The organism is Kocuria sp. CCUG 69068 (genome assembly GCF_020833785.1).
Taxonomy (GTDB): Bacteria; Actinomycetota; Actinomycetes; order Actinomycetales; family Micrococcaceae; genus Kocuria; species Kocuria rosea.
Window position 1 is genome coordinate 1 of record NZ_PDDL01000043.1, and the last position, 15,435, is coordinate 15,435.

A 15,435-nucleotide genomic window follows, 5' to 3' on the forward strand; every position below is an offset into this window, starting at 1 on the left:
CAGGGCCCCGGTGAGGCGGCGTTCGAGCGCCCGTCCCGGGTCCTCGTCCCGGCCGCGGGCGAGACCGGTCCACTCCGCGGGGGCCAGGTCCAGGTGCGCCACCTGGCCGCGGGCGTGCACCCCGGTGTCCGTCCGGCCGGCCACCGCGACCCGCACGTCCCGGCGGACCAGCACGGCGAGGGCGTCCTCCACGGCCCCCTGCACGGTCGGCAGGCCCGGCTGACGGGCCCACCCGGCGAACGGCGCGCCGTCGTAGGCCAGGTCGATCCGCACGCGCACGGGGGAATCGGACGGGCTCATGGTCAGCTCCTGGGAGGGGGTGGTGGGGGGTGCGGCGGGCACGACGACGCCGCCGGGGACCAGGTCCCCGGCGGCGTCGCGGTGTCCGTCCGTGCGTCGTCCGGTCAGCGCAGCTTCTGCGCGGCGGCGCCGCCGGCCGGCTGGAAGCCGGCGGCCTCGGCGTTGGCCGGCGAGTCGAACCAGATCTCGGCGGTGGTGCCCGCGTACCAGCGCGAGCCGGGCACGTGGTACTTCATCGAGTTCTTGTTGCCCTTGACCTCGAAGCCCTCGGGGGCCTCGCCGGACTCGAGCGGGGCGCGCGAACCGGGGAACTCGGCGTCGGAGTTCTCGGCGGCGACCTCGGCGGCCTGCTCGGAGCCGACCTCGGGGGCCTGCTCGTCGGCGGGGATCTCCTCGGCGGCGACCTCACCGGCGGTGGTGTCCGCCGGGGTGTCGACCGGGGCGGCGGGGGCCGGGGCGGCCTTCTCGGTAGCGCGCTCGGCCTCGGCCACGGTGGCCTTGGTCGCGACGGGCTCCATCACGAGCTCGATGACGGCCATGGGGGCGTTGTCGCCCTTGCGGTTGCCGATCTTGGTGATGCGGGTGTAGCCGCCGTTGCGGTCCTCCATCGCCGAGGCGATGGTGGTGAACAGCTCGTGCACCACGGACTTGTCGGTCAGCTGCGCCAGCACGCGACGGCGGGCGGCCAGGTCACCGCGCTTGGCGAAGGTGATCAGGCGCTCGGCGTAGGGACGCATCCGCTTCGCCTTGGTCACGGTGGTGGTGATGCGCTTGTGCTCGAACAGCTGCTGCGACAGGTTCGCCAGCATCAGGCGCTCGTGCGCGGGTCCGCCTCCGAGGCGGGGTCCCTTGGTGGGAGTAGGCATGGTTGTTGATCTCCTGGAAGTGTGTCCCGGCCCGGGCGGGCACCCGTCGGGACGTCAGCGGGAAGGACTAGTGGTCGTCGTCGTCGAACGGGTTCTCGTCGTCGATCGCGGCGGCGCGAGCGGCGAGGTCGAAACCGGGGGGCGAGTCCTTGAGGGACAGCCCGAGGTCGACGAGCTTGGCCTTGACCTCGTCGATCGACTTGGCGCCGAAGTTGCGGATGTCCATCAGGTCCGCCTCGGAACGGCCCACGAGCTCACCCACGGTGTGGATGCCCTCGCGCTTGAGGCAGTTGTAGGACCGCACGGTGAGCTCGAGGTCCTCGATGGGCAGCGCCATGTCGGCGGCCATCGCGGCGTCCGTCGGCGAGGGCCCGATCTCGATGCCCTCGGCGGCCGTGTTGAGCTCCCGGGCGAGACCGAACAGCTCGACCAGGGTGGTGCCGGCGGAGGCTACGGCGTCACGCGGGGTGATGGCCTCCTTGGTCTCCACGTCCAGGACCAGCTTGTCGAAGTCGGTGCGCTGCTCCACACGGGTGGCCTCCACGCGGAAGGTCACCTTCAGGACGGGCGAGTAGATCGAGTCGACCGGGATGCGGCCGATCTCCGCGTCCCCGGCCTTGTTCTGGGCGGCGGAGACGTACCCGCGCCCGCGCTCGATGGTCAGCTCGAGCTCGAGCTGGCCCTTCGCGTTGAGGGTCGCGATGTGCAGGTCCGGGTTGTGGATCTCCACACCGGCCGGGGCCGTGATGTCCGCGGCGGTGACGACGCCGGGGCCCTGCTTGCGCAGGTAGGCGACGACGGGCTCGTCCTGCTCCGAGGAGACGGCGAGCTTCTTGATGTTGAGAATGACCTCGGAGACGTCCTCCTTCACGCCCTCCACGGTGGAGAACTCGTGGAGCACCCCGTCGAGCCGGATGCTGGTCACGGCGGCACCGGGGATCGAGGACAGGAGGGTGCGGCGGAGGGAGTTGCCGAGGGTGTAGCCGAAGCCGGGCTCGAGCGGTTCGATCACGAAGCGGGACCGGTTGTCGGCCACGACCTCTTCAGAGAGGGTGGGGCGCTGTGCGATGAGCACTGATGTTTCCTTTCAGCGGGCATCCGCTATATGACGCGCGCAAATGGTGGAAAACAGTTGATGGGTGCGGACCGGTGCCCGGTCCGTTGTCGGCATGCGCACCGGGACCCCGCAGGGTCCCGGTGGGCGTGCTCACATCAGACGCGGCGGCGCTTCGGCGGGCGGCAACCGTTGTGCGCGCTCGGGGTGACGTCCGAGATGGAGCCGACCTCGAGGCCGGTGGCCTGCAGGGAGCGGATGGCGGTCTCGCGCCCGGAGCCGGGGCCCTTGACGAACACGTCGACCTTGCGCATGCCGTGCTCCTGCGCGCGCTTCGCGGCGGCCTCGGCGGCCATCTGGGCCGCGAAGGGGGTGGACTTGCGAGAGCCCTTGAAACCCATCTCGCCGGCGGACGACCAGGAGAGGACGGCGCCGGAGGGGTCGGTGATGGTGACGATGGTGTTGTTGAACGTCGACTTGATGTGGGCCTGGCCCTGGGTGACGTTCTTCTTGTCCTTGCGGCGGGGCTTGCGGGCAGCCGCTGCGCGAGTCTTCGGGGGCATGGAGATCTCCTACAAAGTTCGGGAAGAGTGGTGGTGGGCCGCTCGGGGGACCGCGGGGTCCTGGCGCACGAGCGGCAGCGGGCTACTTCTTCTTGCCGGCGACCGTGCGCTTCGGACCCTTGCGGGTGCGGGCGTTGGTCTTGGTGCGCTGACCGTGCACGGGCAGGCCGCGGCGGTGCCGGATGCCCTGGTAGCTGCCGATCTCGACCTTGCGGCGGATGTCGGCGGCCACCTCGCGGCGGAGGTCACCCTCGACCTTGTAGTTGTCCTCGATGTAGTCGCGCAGCTCCACGAGCTGGGCATCGGTGAGTTCGCGCACGCGCAGGTCGCCCGAGATGCCGGTGGCGTCCAGGGTGGCGAGCGCGCGGGTGCGACCCACGCCGTAGATGTAGGTGAGCGCAATTTCCAGCCGCTTTTCGCGGGGGAGGTCGACGCCTGCGAGACGAGCCATATCGGCGGTTCTCCTTGTGGTGTTCCAGAGGTCTGGAGCATCGCTGTCCGGTCGGGGACGTCATGTCCCCTCCGGTCCCCGGCCTCTGTACCGGGGGCGCCCGCCTGGATCTCTCCGGTCGGGAGCGGTGCCTTTGTGGATCCACTTGCGTGGGCAGCTCGGGGCGGGTCAGCCCTGACGCTGTTTGTGGCGCGGGTTCTCGCAGATCACCATGACCCGCCCGTTGCGGCGGATCACCTTGCACTTGTCGCAGATCGGCTTCACGCTCGGTTGGACCTTCATCGCATTCCTTCGCGTCGTTCTCTCGAGTGGTGTGCGGCCCGGACGGCCGCCGGTCCTACTTGTAGCGGTAGACGATACGACCGCGGGTGAGGTCGTACGGGCTCAGCTCCACCACCACGCGGTCCTCGGGGAGGATCCGGATGTAGTGCTGTCGCATCTTCCCGGAGATGTGGGCGAGGACCAGGTGACCGTTGTTCAGCTCAACGCGGAACATCGCGTTGGGCAGAGCCTCGACCACAGTGCCTTCGATCTCGATGACTCCGTCTTTCTTGGCCATATCCTCCGCTAACTTCAGGTGCCCCCCGCCGGGGCGGCGAGCAGGGTTTCGGGTGTACATCGTCGTTAAACGCCGCAGCGGACCTGTACGCGCGCACCATCACCGTTCGTGGTGCACGGTGAGGGTCGGCGTGGTCCGAAGTGTGCGGAATCGCTGGAGCACAGACAACCAACAGGACACTCTACGGGATCGGGGGCGCCTCCCGCAACGCGGGAGGCGCCCCCGGGGAGCGGTGCCGGGGACGACGGCGCTCAGACGGTCGCGGCGAGCTGCCCGCAGGCCCCGTCGATGTCGGAGCCGCGGGTGTCCCGCACGGTGGTGGGGATGCCGTGGGCCCGGAGCCGCTCCACGAAGTTCTGCTCCACGCCGGGCCGGGACGCGGTCCACTTGGAGCCGGGGGTCGGGTTGAGCGGGATGGGGTTCACGTGTACCCATCCCCCGCCGCGGGCGTTGAGCTTCTCGCCGAGGAGGTCGGCCCGCCACCCGTGGTCGTTGATGTCGCGGATCAGGGCGTACTCGATCGAGACCCGCCGGCCGGTGGCCTGGTAGTAGTCGTAGGCGGCGTCGAGGGCCTCGTCGACCTTCCAGCGGGTGTTGATCGGGATGAGCTCGTCGCGCAGCTCGTCGTCCGGGGCGTGCAGGGACAGCGCCAGGGTGACCGGCAGCTTCTCCTGCGTGAACTTCCGGATCCCGGGCACCAGGCCCACCGTGGACATGGTGATGCCGCGGGCCGAGATGCCGAGGCCCTCCGGGGAGGGGTCGATGAGGCGGTGGATCGCCCCGATCGAGGCCTTGTAGTTGGCGAGGGCCTCCCCCATGCCCATGAACACGATGTTGGAGATGCGCAGCGGCTCCTGCTCGGCCCGGCCGACCCTGCCGCCGCGCAGCATCCGCGCGCCCTGCACGACCTGTTCGACCATCTCCGCGGTGGAGAGGTTGCGGGTCAGGCCCGCCTGGCCGGTCGCGCAGAAGGGGCAGTTCATCCCGCAGCCGGCCTGGGAGGAGATGCACATGGTCACCCGGTGGGTGTAGCGCATGAGCACGGACTCCACGGTGGCGCCGTCGAAGCACCGGTGCACGTTCTTGACGGTGTCCCCCTGGTCGGCCTCGAGGCTGCGCACGGTGGTCAGCAGCGTCGGCAGGGCCTGGGAGACGAGCTCCTCCCGGCCCGCCGCGGGCAGATCGGTCATGTCCTCGGGGGCCGTGACGAACCGGTCGAAGTAGTGGCGGGAGAGCTGGCCCGCCCGGAAGGGCTGGTGCCCCAGCTCGGCGAGGAACTCCCGGCGGCCCGCCATGTCGAAGTCGGCGAGGTGGCGTGGGGGCTTGCCGCGCCGCGGCGCGGCGAAGGTCAGCTGACCGGGCCGGGGCTTCACGGTGAGCTCGACGGGTGTGCTGGTGGTGCTCTGCTGCGGCTGCTGGGCCACGGTGTTCTCCTCGCGGTGTCGCGGGTCCGGGGTGGTGGAGAGCCGGCCGGTCACGGCAGGTCCTCCGGGATCGGGACGGGGCGCACGCCGAGGGGCTCGAGCTCGGAGGCCCCGCCGTCCTCGGCGGTGAGCACCCAGACGCCGTCGGCGTGCAGGGCCACGGAGTGCTCCCACTGGCTGGAGCGGGCGCCGTCGGTGGTGACCACGGTCCACTCGTCGTCGAGCACGCGGGTGCCGATCCCGCCGCGCACGAGCATCGGCTCGATGGCCAGCGCCATGCCGGCGCGCAGGCGGGGCCCGCGGTCGGTGCTGCGGAAGTTGAGCACGTCGGGGGCCATGTGCATCTTGGACCCGATGCCGTGGCCCACGTACTCCTCGAGGATCCCGAAGCGGTGCCCGGAGGCCTTGCGCACGTAGTCCTCCACGGCCGCGCCGATGTCGCCGACGTGCGTGCCGGTGGCCGCCGCCGCGATGCCGTGCCACATGGCGTTGCGGGTGACGTCGGAGAGCTCGGCGTCCGCGGGGTCCGGGCGGCCCAGGAGCACGGTGCGCGCGGAGTCCCCGTGCCAGCCCTCGACGACGGCCCCGCCGTCCACGGAGAGGATGTCCCCCTCCTGCAGCACCTGGTCCCCCGGGATGCCGTGGACGACCACCTCGTTGACGGACACGCACACCGCGGCGGGGTAGCCGAAGTAGCCGAGGAAGTTGGAGCTCGCCCCGTGCGCGTCGAGGACGGAGCGGAAGACGTCGTCGAGGGACGCGGTGGTCACGCCGGGCACGGCGGCCGCCACGGCGGCGTCGAGGGCGCGGGAGGTCACCACCCCGGCGCGCTGCATGGTGCGCAGCTGGGCGTGGGTCTTGTACTCGATCCGGCGGCGGCCGAACATGCGGTCTTCCTTCCGAGCCGCTCCCCCGGTCGGGGAGCTCGCGGCTGTCGTGGGTTAAACGTGAGACCCCCGGGGGTGTCCGGGGGTGTCACGGCGTGCGCGGTGCGGGACGGTGCGTCAGGACAGCGCTGTCATGATCCGCTGGGAGACCTCGTCGACGGTCCCGAGCCCGTCGACCTCGCGGACGATGCCGCGCCGGTCGTAGACGTCGACGACCACGGCGGTCTCGGCGTCGTACACGTCGAGGCGGTGCCGGATGACCGCCTCCGTGTCGTCGGTGCGCCCCTCCTTCTGGGCCCGCCCGAGGAGCCGCTGGACGAGCTCGTCGCGGTCGGCGGTCAGCTTCAGCACCACGTCGAGCTCCTGGCCCAGCTCGTCGAGGATGGCGTCGAGCTCGTCCACCTGCGCGGCGTTGCGCGGGTAGCCGTCGAGCAGGAAGCCGTCGGCGGTGTCCGTCTCGGCGAGGCGGTCGCGGACCATCCGGTTGGTCACGGAGTCCGGGACGAGGTCGCCGGCGTCGATGTAGCTCTTGGCCTCCTGCCCCAGGGGGGTCCGGCCCTTGATGTTGGCCCGGAAGATGTCGCCGGTGGAGATCGCCGGGATGCCGAGCCGCTCCGAGATGCGCACGGCCTGCGTGCCCTTGCCTGCGCCGGGGGGTCCGATGATGAGCATGCGGGTCATGAAGTCTCCTTGCGGTCGGTGGTGGCTGCGGTCCCAGTCTACCGGGGCGTGCCCGCCGTCCCCGGCGGGGGACGGCGGGGAGGGGTCAGCGCAGCAGGCCCTCGTAGTTGCGCTGCTGCAGCTGGGCCTCGATCTGCTTCACCGTGTCCAGGCCGACGCCCACCATGATCAGCAGCGACGGACCGCCGAAGGGGAAGTTCTGGTTCGCGTCGATCAGCACGAGCGCCACGAGGGGGATCATCGACACGATGCCCAGGTAGAGGGCGCCCGGGAACGTGATCCGGCTGAGCACGTAGGCGAGGTACTTCTCGGTGGGCCGTCCCGCGCGGATCCCCGGGATGAAGCCGCCGTAGCGCTTCATGTTGTTCGAGACCTCCTCCGGGTTGAACGTGATCGACACGTAGAAGTACGTGAAGAACACGATCATCAGGAAGTACATCGCCATGTACACGGGGTGGTCGCCGGTGACGAGGTAGGTGTTGATCCAGTTGACCCAGCCGGGGATGTCCGTGCCGTCGTCCGGCATGCCGAACTGGGCGAGCATGCCGGGGAGCATCAGCATCGAGGACGCGAAGATGATGGGGATGACACCGGCCATGTTGACCTTGAGCGGGATGTAGGTGGTGATCCCGCCGATCGTGCGCCGGCCCACCATCCGCTTGGCGTACTGCACGGGCACGCGGCGCTGGGACTGCTCCACGAACACCACGCAGGTGATCACCACGAGCCCCACGGCCAGCACGGAGAGGAACACGCCCCAGCCGCGGGTGCGGAGGATCTCGCCCAGCGCGGAGGGGAAGGTCGCGGCGATGGACGTGAAGATGAGCAGCGACATGCCGTTGCCCACGCCCTTCTCCGTGATCCGCTCCCCCAGCCACATGATGATCGCCGTGCCGGCGGTCATCGTGATGATGATGATCAGCACGGTCAGCCAGGTGTCGTTCGGGATGATCGGCAGGGGGCAGTCCCCCAGCAGGGCGCCGGACCGGGCGAGCGAGACCACCGTGGTGGCGTTGAGCAGCGCGAGGCCGATGGTGAGGTAGCGGGTGTACTGGGTCAGCTGCGTCTGCCCCTGCGCCCCCTCCTCGTGCAGCTCCTGGAAGCGCGGGATGACCACGCGCAGCAGCTGCACGATGATGCTCGCGGTGATGTAGGGCATGACGCCCAGGGCGAAGACCGACAGCTGCAGCAGCGCGCCGCCGCTGAAGAGGTTCACCATGTCGTACACGCCGCCCGTGGTGGTCCCGAGGGCCAGGCACTGCTGCACGTTGCCGTAGTCGACGCCCGGCGCCGGGATGAACGTGCCCAGGCGGTAGAGCACGATGAGGGCGAGGGTGAACCCCAGCTTGCGTCGCAGGTCGGGGGTTCGCAACGCCCGTCCGAAAGCGCTGAGCACATGTCCTCCTAGAGACTGGGTCCGACCGGCATCCGGTGGCGGGGGGTGTGGTGGTGCGGGAGCTCGGTCCGGGGCCCCCGCGCCCGGTGGGCGCGGGCGACTCCGGCAAGTCTAGCGAACGCGGCCCGCCCGGGACTCACCGGGGGCGCGCGCCGACGGGGCGGGCTCGTGCCCGCCGACGGATCAGGCCCCGCCCACGCTGGCGTGGACGGGGCCTGATCCGTGGGTGCCGCGGGGCCGGGCGTGCGCCCGGCCCCGCGGCCCGCGCTCACAGCGCGGTGGTGCTGCCGCCGGCGGCGGCGATCTTCTCCGCGGCGGAGCCCGAGAAGGCGTGCGCCTTCACGTCGACCGCGACCGCGATGTCGCCGGAGCCCAGGACCTTGACGGGCTGGTTCTTGCGCACGGCGCCGCGGGCCACGAGCGACTCCACGGTCACCTCGCCGCCCTCCGGGAAGAGCTCGGTGAGCTTGTCCAGGTTGACGACCTGGTACTCCACGCGGAACGGGTTCTTGAACCCGCGCAGCTTGGGCAGGCGCATGTGCAGCGGAAGCTGCCCGCCCGCGAAGCCCGCCTTGACCTGGTACCGGGCACTGGTGCCCTTGGTGCCGCGGCCGGCGGTCTTGCCCTTGGAGCCCTCACCGCGACCCACGCGGGTCTTGGCGGTCTTCGCGCCCGGGGCCGGACGCAGGTGGTGCACCTTGAGCGCGTGCACCTTCTCGTTGCTCTGAGCGGTGTTCTCAGCAGTGTTCTCTGCCATGGTTACTTGGCCTCCTCGACCTTGACCAGGTGGGCGACGGTGTTGACCATGCCCGCGGTCACGCCGTCGGCCTTGCGGACCACGACGTTGCCCGGCCGCTTGAGGCCGAGGGACCGCAGGGTGTTGCGCATGTTCTGCTTCTGGCCGACCACCGACCGGACCTGCGTGATGCGCAGCTCCGTGCCGTCGGGCTGGATACGCTTGCCGGACATCAGGCACCTGCCTTCTGGATCGAGCGCAGCAACGGACCGGGGACGACCTCGTCCATCGGGAGCCCACGACGGGCCGCGACGGCCGCCGGCTCCTCGAGCTGGCGGAGCGCCTCGATGGTTGCGTGCACGATGTTGATCTGGTTCGACGAGCCGAGGGACTTCGACAGCACGTCGTGGATGCCGGCGCACTCGAGCACGGCGCGGACCGGACCACCGGCGATCACACCGGTACCCGGGGTCGCCGGGCGCAGCATGACGACGCCTGCGGCGGCCTCGCCCTGCACGCGGTGCGGGATCGTGCGGTCCTCGATGCGCGGGACGCGGAAGAAGTTCTTCTTCGCCTCCTCGACGCCCTTCGAGATCGCCGCCGGCACCTCCTTGGCCTTGCCGTAGCCGACGCCGACCATGCCGTTGCCGTCGCCGACGACGACGAGGGCGGTGAAGCTGAAGCGACGACCACCCTTGACGACCTTGGAGACACGGTTGATGGTCACGACGCGCTCGAGGAACTTGTCCTTCTCCTCGTCGCGGCCGCCGCGGCCACCGCGGCCGCCGCGCTCGCCGCGGCCCCCGCGGTCGCCGCGGGAGTCCTGGGAGCGGTTGGCCTCGGTGGTCTGCTGGGCCCCGGTCGCCTCCGTGGAGGCAGTGCTGGCTTCGGTCACCTGGGTTTCCTTCTCGTTGTTCTGCTCGCTCACAGTGCCAGACCTCCTTCACGGGCGCCGTCGGCGACAGCCGCCACGCGACCGTGGTACTTGTTGCCGCCGCGGTCGAACACGACGGACTCGACACCGGCGGCCTTGGCGCGCTCGGCCACGAGCTCACCCACGCGCTTGGCCTTGGCGGTCTTGTCCGCGTCGGCGCCGCGCAGGTCGGCCTCCATGGTGGAGGCCGAGGCGACGGTGACACCCTTGGTGTCGTCGACGACCTGGACGAACACGTGGCGGGCGGAGCGGTTGACGACCAGGCGCGGGCGCGCGGCCGTGCCGGCCAGGTGCTTGCGCACCCGGACGTGGCGGCGGCTGCGGGCGGCGGCCTTGGACTTGCCCTTGATCTTCAGAGCCATGGTTACTTACCAGCCTTTCCGGCCTTGCGGCGGATCTGCTCGCCGGCGTACCGCACGCCCTTGCCCTTGTAGGGCTCGGGGGCGCGGAGCTTGCGGATCTTGGCGGCGACCTCGCCGACCTGCTGCTTGTCGATGCCGTTGACCGAGAGCTTGTTGACGCCCTCGACGGCGAACGAGATGCCCTCCGGCGCCTTGAAGGTGATCGGGTGGCTGTAGCCGAGGGCGAACTCGAGGTCCTGGCCCTTGGCCTGCACGCGGTAACCGGTGCCGACGATCTCGATGCCCTTGGTGTAGCCCTGGGTGACGCCCTGGATCATGTTGGCGATCAAAGTGCGGGTGAGACCGTGCAGCGAGCGGGACTCGCGCTCGTCGTCGGGTCGGGTGACGGTGAGGGTGCTGTCGTCGAGCGCGACGGTGATCGGGCTGGCAACGGTGTGCTGCAGCTCGCCCTTGGCGCCCTTGACGGAGACGACGTTGCCGTCGATCTTGATCTCCACACCGGCCGGCACAGAGATGGGGAGACGTCCGATACGTGACATGTTCTCTTCCTTTCTGTTCCGGGTTACCAGACGTACGCGAGGACTTCGCCGCCCACGCCCTTCTTCGCGGCCTGCTTGTCGGTCAGCAGCCCGGAAGAGGTGGACAGGATGGCGATGCCCAGGCCGCCCAGGACCTTGGGGAGGTTGGTGGACTTGGCGTAGACGCGCAGGCCCGGCTTGGAGATGCGCCGGACGCCCGCGATGGAGCGCTCCCGGTTGGGGCCGAACTTCAGGGAGAGCGTGAGGGTCTTGCCGACCTCCGCCGCCTCCTCCTTGTAGTCCGCGATGTAGCCCTCGGCCTTGAGGATGTCCGCAACGCGAGCCTTGAGCTTCGAGTACGGCATGCTCACGGAGTCGTGGTAGGCGGAGTTGGCGTTGCGCAGACGCGTCAGCATGTCCGCGACAGGATCTGTCATTGTCATTTTGGGGGCACGTGCCCTTCCTCGTCCCGGTTTCCGCACCTGGCGGCGCCCGTGGGCGCCCGGCCGGACCTGGAACGTAGCGAGATTAGTTGGTCTTGAAGGGGAAGCCGAGCGCCTTCAGCAGCGCGCGGCCCTCGTCGTCGGTCTTCGCGGTGGTGACCACCGTGATGTCCATGCCGCGGACCCGGTCGATGCGGTCCTGGTCGATCTCGTGGAACATGGACTGCTCGGTGAGGCCGAAGGTGTAGTTGCCGTTGCCGTCGAACTGGCGGTCGGACAGACCGCGGAAGTCGCGGATGCGCGGCAGGGCCAGGGTCACCAGGCGGTCGAGGAACTCCCACATGCGGTCGCCGCGCAGCGTGGTGTGCGCGCCGATCGGCATGCCCTCGCGGAGCTTGAACTGCGCGATGGACTTCTTCGCCCGGGTCACGAGCGGCTTCTGGCCCGTGATGGCGGTGAGGTCGCGGACGGCGCCGTCGATGAGCTTCGAGTCCTTCGCGGCGTCACCGACACCCATGTTCACGACGACCTTGACGACGCGCGGGATCTCCATGACGTTGCCGTAGCCGAACTGCTCCTGCAGCGCGGGCACGACGGTCTCCTGGTACTTGTCCTTGAAGCGCGGGGACACGCTGATCTCGGTGGTTTCGGTCATCACAGGTCCTTGCCGGTGCTCTTGGAGACGCGGACGCGGACGGTCTTCTGGCGTCCGTCACGCTCCACGGTCTCGGTGCGGTGGCCGACGCGGGTCGGCTTGTTGGTCTCCGGGTCCACGAGCGCCACGTTGGACACGTGGATCGGCGCCTCGACCTTGTCGATGCCGCCGGCTTCGCCCTGCATGGAGGCCTTGCGGTGGCGGGTGATCACGTTGATGCCCTCCACGACCACGCGGGAGGTCTCGGGGATCACGCGCAGGACCTTGCCCTGCTTGCCCTTGTTGTCCCTGCTGCCGGAGATGACCTGCACCAGGTCGCCGGTCTTGATCTTGAACTTCGCCATGGTCAGAGCACCTCCGGGGCCAGCGAGATGATCTTCATGAACTTCTTGTCGCGCAGCTCACGGCCCACGGGGCCGAAGATGCGGGTACCACGGGGGTCACCGTCGTTCTTCAGGATCACTGCGGCGTTCTCGTCGAACTTGATGTAGGAGCCGTCCGGACGACGGCGCTCCTTCTTGGTACGGACGATCACGGCCTTGACCACGTCGCCCTTCTTCACGTTCCCGCCGGGGATCGCGTCCTTGACGGTGGCGACGATGATGTCGCCGATGCCTGCGTAGCGACGTCCGGATCCACCGAGAACACGGATGGTGAGGATTTCCTTCGCACCCGTGTTGTCGGCGACCTTCAGTCGCGACTCCTGCTGAATCACTGATTACTCCTGTCGTCACGCCGGTTCCAACACCGATCGAGAGCACGGTGCGGGCCTTGCGGAACAGCTTGTCGGATGATGTGCCCTCCCCCGGCGCGCACGCCGGACCGGGCCCAGCCCTCCATGCCAGGAGCATCTGAACCCGCCACCAGGTGGCACGGGGGCGCCCTGCACGCGGTCATTATGCGCTGGCACGAAGAGCTGTGGATTGCACGGACAGAGATTTCCGCCCATACAAGCTCACCAGCCTAGCACAGGCGGGGCGCCGTCCGTGCGGGCGGTGAACGGGCGACGGCCCGCCCCCTCGAGGAGGGGGCGGGCCGTCGGGGCCGTGGCCGGCTCTAGCGAGCTCGGGTCACTTGGCCTTCTCGAGGATCTCCACGATCCGCCACCGTTTGGTCGCGGACAGCGGGCGGGTCTCGGAGATCAGGACGAGGTCGCCGACGCCGGCGGCGTTCTGCTCGTCGTGGGCCTTGACCTTCGAGGAGCGGCGCATGACCTTGCCGTACAGCGAGTGCTTGACGTTGTCCTGCAGCTGCACCACGACGGTCTTGTCCATCTTGTCGGAGACCACGTAGCCACGACGGCTCTTGCGGTCACCGCGCTCGTCGGCCTGCTCGGCCTCGTTGTTGATCTGCTCGGTCACTTGGCGTCCTCCTCGGAGGTGGTCTCGGCGGTGGTCTCGGCGGAGCCCGCCTGGGGCCGGATGCCGAGCTCGCGCTCGCGCAGCACCGTGTAGATGCGCGCGATGTCGCGCTTGACGGCCTTGAGACGGCCGTTGTTCTCGAGCTGACCGGTTGCGGACTGGAAGCGGAGGTTGAACAGCTCCTCCTTGGCCTTGCGCAGCGCCTCACCCAGAGAGTCCTTGTCGAGGGCCGCGAGGTTCTCGATGCTCAGATCCTTGGATCCAACAGCCATTCTCATTCACCACCTTCGCGACGCACGATGCGTGCCTTCATCGGGAGCTTGTGGATCGCCAGGCGCAGGGCCTCGCGGGCGACCTCTTCGGAGACACCGGAGAGCTCGAACATCACGCGCCCGGGCTTGACGTTGGCGACCCACCATTCGGGGGAGCCCTTGCCGGAGCCCATGCGGGTCTCGGCGGGCTTCTTGGTCAGGGGGCGGTCCGGGTAGATGTTGATCCAGACCTTGCCGCCACGCTTGATGTGGCGGGTCATGGCGATACGGGCGGCCTCGATCTGACGGTTCGTCACGTAGGCCGGCGTGAGCGCCTGGATGCCCCACTCGCCGAAGGCGACAGTGGTGCCGCCCTTGGCAGCGCCCGACCGCTTCGGGTGGTGCTGCTTGCGGAACTTCACACGACGTGGGATGAGCATTTACTTACCACCCTCTGCGTTGGTCGCTCCCGCGGCCGGAGCCGGGGAGGCGGCGGAGTCGTTGCGCTCACGGCGTCCGCCACGGTCGTTACGGTCGGGACGACGACGGTCGCCGCCGCCGCCTCCGCGACGCTCGCCCGGACCGCCGCGACGGTCACGGTCGCCGCCGCGGCCGCGCGAGGGAGCGGCGGCCTGCTGGGCCGCCAGTTCCTTGGCGGTGAGGTCGCCCTTGTAGATCCAGACCTTCACGCCGATGCGGCCGAAGGTGGTCTTGGCCTCGAAGAAGCCGTAGTCGATGTTCGCGCGCAGGGTGTGCAGGGGCACACGGCCTTCGCGGTAGAACTCCGAGCGGCTCATCTCGGCGCCGCCGAGGCGGCCGGCGCACTGGATGCGGATGCCCTTCGCGCCGGCGCGCTGCGCCGACTGGATGGCCTTCTTCATGGCGCGGCGGAAGGCCACGCGGGAGGCGAGCTGCTCGGCGACACCCTGGGCGACCAGCTGGGCGTCCACCTCGGGGTTCTTGACCTCGAGGATGTTCAGCTGGATCTGCTTGCCGGTGAGCTTCTCGAGCTCACCGCGGATGCGGTCGGCCTCGGCGCCGCGGCGGCCGATGACGATGCCGGGGCGGGCGGTGTGGATGTCCACGCGCACGCGGTCCCGGGTCCGCTCGATCTCGACCTTGGAGATGCCGGCCCGCTCCATGCCCGTGGACATGAGCTTGCGGATCTTGATGTCCTCGCGGACGTAGTCCTTGTAGCGCTGGCCCTCCTTGGTGGAGTCCGCGTACCAGTGCGACACGTGGTCGGTGGTGATGCCCAGCCGGAACCCGTGCGGGTTGATCTTCTGTCCCACTTAGCGGACCTCCTCGCTGTCAGGGCTCGCCACGATCACGGTGATGTGGCTCGTGCGCTTGTTGATGCGGTAGGCGCGGCCCTGGGCCCGCGGCTGGAACCGCTTCATGGTCGGACCCTCGTCGACGAAGGCCTCGCTCACGACGAGCTCCTCCTCCTTGAACGGCAGGCCGTCGCGGTCCGCCAGCTGGCGCGCGTTGGCGACCGCCGACTGGAGGACCTTGAACACCGGTTCCGAAGCACCCTGGGGGGCGAACTTCAGAATCGCCAGAGCCTCATTCGCCTGTTGGCCACGAATCAGGTTGACGACGCGCCGGGCCTTCATAGGCGTCACGCGGATGTAGCGCGCAGATGCCTTGGCTTCCATTGCTTTCCTTCTCTCGTCTTCTCGAAGTGCTCACGCTGCGGGATCCCGGAGGATCAGCGGCGCTTGCCCTTCTTGTCGTCCTTCACATGGCCGCGGAAGGTCCGCGTGGGGGCGAACTCGCCGAGCTTGTGCCCGACCATCGACTCGGTGATGAACACGGGGATGTGCTTGCGTCCGTCGTGCACGGCGATCGTGTGCCCGAGCATGTCGGGGACGATCATCGAGCGGCGGGACCACGTCTTGATGACGTTCTTGGTGCCCTTGTCGTTCTCCTTGGCGACCTTCAGGAAAAGGTGCTGATCGACGAAAGGGCCCTTCTTCAGGCTGCGTGGCATG

At 69.3% G+C, this 15,435-nt stretch carries 25 protein-coding genes and 1 pseudogene; all 26 read right to left on the bottom strand.

Annotation, left to right across the window (positions count from 1 at the left end; genetic code table 11):
* Window positions 1-300: pseudogene (locus tag CRM73_RS09940) on the bottom strand (tRNA pseudouridine(38-40) synthase TruA); the annotation flags it as partial.
* A 104-nt stretch (window positions 301-404) separates the two neighbouring features.
* Window positions 405-1,166, bottom strand: coding sequence for a 50S ribosomal protein L17 (gene rplQ / locus CRM73_RS09945; RefSeq protein ID WP_115162897.1), 762 nt, complete (start codon window positions 1,164-1,166; stop codon window positions 405-407).
* Window positions 1,167-1,233: 67 nt separating this feature from the next.
* On the bottom strand, window positions 1,234-2,241 hold the full coding sequence (locus CRM73_RS09950; protein ID WP_017833323.1) for a DNA-directed RNA polymerase subunit alpha: 1,008 nt from the start codon (window positions 2,239-2,241) through the stop codon (window positions 1,234-1,236).
* Window positions 2,242-2,378: 137 nt separating this feature from the next.
* The gene (gene rpsK / locus CRM73_RS09955; protein WP_017833322.1) at window positions 2,379-2,783 is read right to left on the bottom strand and encodes a 30S ribosomal protein S11; all 405 of its coding nucleotides are present in this window, start codon (window positions 2,781-2,783) and stop codon (window positions 2,379-2,381) included.
* An 82-nt stretch (window positions 2,784-2,865) separates the two neighbouring features.
* Window positions 2,866-3,234, bottom strand: a complete 369-nt coding sequence (rpsM, locus tag CRM73_RS09960; protein ID WP_017833321.1) for a 30S ribosomal protein S13 — start codon at window positions 3,232-3,234, stop codon at window positions 2,866-2,868.
* A gap of 168 nt (window positions 3,235-3,402) precedes the next feature.
* On the bottom strand, window positions 3,403-3,516 hold the full coding sequence (rpmJ, locus tag CRM73_RS09965; protein ID WP_017833320.1) for a 50S ribosomal protein L36: 114 nt from the start codon (window positions 3,514-3,516) through the stop codon (window positions 3,403-3,405).
* A 55-nt stretch (window positions 3,517-3,571) separates the two neighbouring features.
* Window positions 3,572-3,793: a translation initiation factor IF-1 gene (gene infA / locus CRM73_RS09970; RefSeq protein WP_017833319.1), complete on the bottom strand. Its 222-nt coding sequence runs from the start codon at window positions 3,791-3,793 to the stop codon at window positions 3,572-3,574.
* 251 nt (window positions 3,794-4,044) lie between these two features.
* Entirely contained in the window at window positions 4,045-5,217 is a 1,173-nt protein-coding gene (rlmN, locus tag CRM73_RS09975; protein ID WP_229587585.1) for a 23S rRNA (adenine(2503)-C(2))-methyltransferase RlmN, read from the bottom strand.
* A gap of 50 nt (window positions 5,218-5,267) precedes the next feature.
* Complete coding sequence (gene map / locus CRM73_RS09980) at window positions 5,268-6,104, bottom strand: type I methionyl aminopeptidase (protein WP_017833317.1); 837 nt, start codon at window positions 6,102-6,104, stop codon at window positions 5,268-5,270.
* A 117-nt stretch (window positions 6,105-6,221) separates the two neighbouring features.
* The gene (locus CRM73_RS09985; RefSeq protein ID WP_017833316.1) at window positions 6,222-6,785 is read right to left on the bottom strand and encodes an adenylate kinase; all 564 of its coding nucleotides are present in this window, start codon (window positions 6,783-6,785) and stop codon (window positions 6,222-6,224) included.
* Between the two features lie 85 nt (window positions 6,786-6,870).
* On the bottom strand, window positions 6,871-8,181 hold the full coding sequence (gene secY, locus CRM73_RS09990; protein ID WP_229587577.1) for a preprotein translocase subunit SecY: 1,311 nt from the start codon (window positions 8,179-8,181) through the stop codon (window positions 6,871-6,873).
* A 268-nt stretch (window positions 8,182-8,449) separates the two neighbouring features.
* Complete coding sequence (rplO, locus tag CRM73_RS09995; RefSeq protein WP_017833314.1) at window positions 8,450-8,938, bottom strand: 50S ribosomal protein L15; 489 nt, start codon at window positions 8,936-8,938, stop codon at window positions 8,450-8,452.
* 2 nt (window positions 8,939-8,940) lie between these two features.
* Entirely contained in the window at window positions 8,941-9,150 is a 210-nt protein-coding gene (gene rpmD / locus CRM73_RS10000) for a 50S ribosomal protein L30 (protein WP_017833313.1), read from the bottom strand.
* Entirely contained in the window at window positions 9,150-9,845 is a 696-nt protein-coding gene (gene rpsE, locus CRM73_RS10005; RefSeq protein ID WP_229587579.1) for a 30S ribosomal protein S5, read from the bottom strand. Before rpsE ends, rpmD begins: the two co-directional genes overlap by 1 nt.
* Window positions 9,842-10,213, bottom strand: a complete 372-nt coding sequence (gene rplR / locus CRM73_RS10010) for a 50S ribosomal protein L18 (protein WP_017833311.1) — start codon at window positions 10,211-10,213, stop codon at window positions 9,842-9,844. The genes rpsE and rplR overlap by 4 nt, the downstream gene beginning before the upstream one ends.
* 2 nt (window positions 10,214-10,215) lie before the next feature.
* Entirely contained in the window at window positions 10,216-10,752 is a 537-nt protein-coding gene (gene rplF / locus CRM73_RS10015; RefSeq protein WP_031282950.1) for a 50S ribosomal protein L6, read from the bottom strand.
* Window positions 10,753-10,775: 23 nt separating this feature from the next.
* Window positions 10,776-11,174 carry a 30S ribosomal protein S8 gene (gene rpsH, locus CRM73_RS10020; RefSeq protein WP_017833309.1) on the bottom strand — a complete coding sequence of 133 codons (399 nt, stop codon included), beginning with the start codon at window positions 11,172-11,174 and terminating at the stop codon, window positions 10,776-10,778.
* 85 nt (window positions 11,175-11,259) lie between these two features.
* The gene (gene rplE / locus CRM73_RS10025; protein ID WP_017833308.1) at window positions 11,260-11,829 is read right to left on the bottom strand and encodes a 50S ribosomal protein L5; all 570 of its coding nucleotides are present in this window, start codon (window positions 11,827-11,829) and stop codon (window positions 11,260-11,262) included.
* Entirely contained in the window at window positions 11,829-12,173 is a 345-nt protein-coding gene (gene rplX, locus CRM73_RS10030) for a 50S ribosomal protein L24 (RefSeq protein WP_017833307.1), read from the bottom strand. The genes rplE and rplX overlap by 1 nt, the downstream gene beginning before the upstream one ends.
* Before the next feature lie 2 nt (window positions 12,174-12,175).
* On the bottom strand, window positions 12,176-12,544 hold the full coding sequence (rplN, locus tag CRM73_RS10035) for a 50S ribosomal protein L14 (protein WP_017833306.1): 369 nt from the start codon (window positions 12,542-12,544) through the stop codon (window positions 12,176-12,178).
* A 355-nt stretch (window positions 12,545-12,899) separates the two neighbouring features.
* Complete coding sequence (rpsQ, locus tag CRM73_RS10040; RefSeq protein WP_017833305.1) at window positions 12,900-13,190, bottom strand: 30S ribosomal protein S17; 291 nt, start codon at window positions 13,188-13,190, stop codon at window positions 12,900-12,902.
* Window positions 13,187-13,462: a 50S ribosomal protein L29 gene (rpmC, locus tag CRM73_RS10045; protein WP_017833304.1), complete on the bottom strand. Its 276-nt coding sequence runs from the start codon at window positions 13,460-13,462 to the stop codon at window positions 13,187-13,189. Before rpmC ends, rpsQ begins: the two co-directional genes overlap by 4 nt.
* Window positions 13,463-13,464: 2 nt before the next feature.
* Window positions 13,465-13,881, bottom strand: coding sequence for a 50S ribosomal protein L16 (rplP, locus tag CRM73_RS10050; RefSeq protein ID WP_017833303.1), 417 nt, complete (start codon window positions 13,879-13,881; stop codon window positions 13,465-13,467).
* Window positions 13,882-14,733, bottom strand: a complete 852-nt coding sequence (rpsC, locus tag CRM73_RS10055) for a 30S ribosomal protein S3 (RefSeq protein WP_017833302.1) — start codon at window positions 14,731-14,733, stop codon at window positions 13,882-13,884.
* Entirely contained in the window at window positions 14,734-15,099 is a 366-nt protein-coding gene (rplV, locus tag CRM73_RS10060) for a 50S ribosomal protein L22 (protein WP_017833301.1), read from the bottom strand. It lies immediately after the preceding gene.
* A gap of 53 nt (window positions 15,100-15,152) precedes the next feature.
* Window positions 15,153-15,434, bottom strand: a complete 282-nt coding sequence (rpsS, locus tag CRM73_RS10065; protein WP_017833300.1) for a 30S ribosomal protein S19 — start codon at window positions 15,432-15,434, stop codon at window positions 15,153-15,155.
* Window position 15,435: the final 1 nt, after the last annotated feature.

What these genes read in the sequence shown, in the direction of transcription:
- rplQ (WP_115162897.1), bottom strand. Translation starts at nt 1,166, where the DNA reads ATGCCTACTCCCACCAAGGGACCCCGCCTCGGAGGCGGACCCGCGCAC.
- rpsK (WP_017833322.1), bottom strand. Translation starts at nt 2,783, where the DNA reads ATGCCCCCGAAGACTCGCGCAGCGGCTGCCCGCAAGCCCCGCCGCAAG.
- rpsM (WP_017833321.1), bottom strand. Translation starts at nt 3,234, where the DNA reads ATGGCTCGTCTCGCAGGCGTCGACCTCCCCCGCGAAAAGCGGCTGGAA.
- rpmJ (WP_017833320.1), bottom strand. Translation starts at nt 3,516, where the DNA reads ATGAAGGTCCAACCGAGCGTGAAGCCGATCTGCGACAAGTGCAAGGTG.
- infA (WP_017833319.1), bottom strand. Translation starts at nt 3,793, where the DNA reads ATGGCCAAGAAAGACGGAGTCATCGAGATCGAAGGCACTGTGGTCGAG.
- map (WP_017833317.1), bottom strand. Translation starts at nt 6,104, where the DNA reads ATGTTCGGCCGCCGCCGGATCGAGTACAAGACCCACGCCCAGCTGCGC.
- CRM73_RS09985 (WP_017833316.1), bottom strand. Translation starts at nt 6,785, where the DNA reads ATGACCCGCATGCTCATCATCGGACCCCCCGGCGCAGGCAAGGGCACG.
- rplO (WP_017833314.1), bottom strand. Translation starts at nt 8,938, where the DNA reads ATGGCAGAGAACACTGCTGAGAACACCGCTCAGAGCAACGAGAAGGTG.
- rpmD (WP_017833313.1), bottom strand. Translation starts at nt 9,150, where the DNA reads ATGTCCGGCAAGCGTATCCAGCCCGACGGCACGGAGCTGCGCATCACG.
- rplR (WP_017833311.1), bottom strand. Translation starts at nt 10,213, where the DNA reads ATGGCTCTGAAGATCAAGGGCAAGTCCAAGGCCGCCGCCCGCAGCCGC.
- rplF (WP_031282950.1), bottom strand. Translation starts at nt 10,752, where the DNA reads ATGTCACGTATCGGACGTCTCCCCATCTCTGTGCCGGCCGGTGTGGAG.
- rpsH (WP_017833309.1), bottom strand. Translation starts at nt 11,174, where the DNA reads ATGACAATGACAGATCCTGTCGCGGACATGCTGACGCGTCTGCGCAAC.
- rplE (WP_017833308.1), bottom strand. Translation starts at nt 11,829, where the DNA reads ATGACCGAAACCACCGAGATCAGCGTGTCCCCGCGCTTCAAGGACAAG.
- rplX (WP_017833307.1), bottom strand. Translation starts at nt 12,173, where the DNA reads ATGGCGAAGTTCAAGATCAAGACCGGCGACCTGGTGCAGGTCATCTCC.
- rpmC (WP_017833304.1), bottom strand. Translation starts at nt 13,462, where the DNA reads ATGGCTGTTGGATCCAAGGATCTGAGCATCGAGAACCTCGCGGCCCTC.
- rplP (WP_017833303.1), bottom strand. Translation starts at nt 13,881, where the DNA reads ATGCTCATCCCACGTCGTGTGAAGTTCCGCAAGCAGCACCACCCGAAG.
- rplV (WP_017833301.1), bottom strand. Translation starts at nt 15,099, where the DNA reads ATGGAAGCCAAGGCATCTGCGCGCTACATCCGCGTGACGCCTATGAAG.
- rpsS (WP_017833300.1), bottom strand. Translation starts at nt 15,434, where the DNA reads ATGCCACGCAGCCTGAAGAAGGGCCCTTTCGTCGATCAGCACCTTTTC.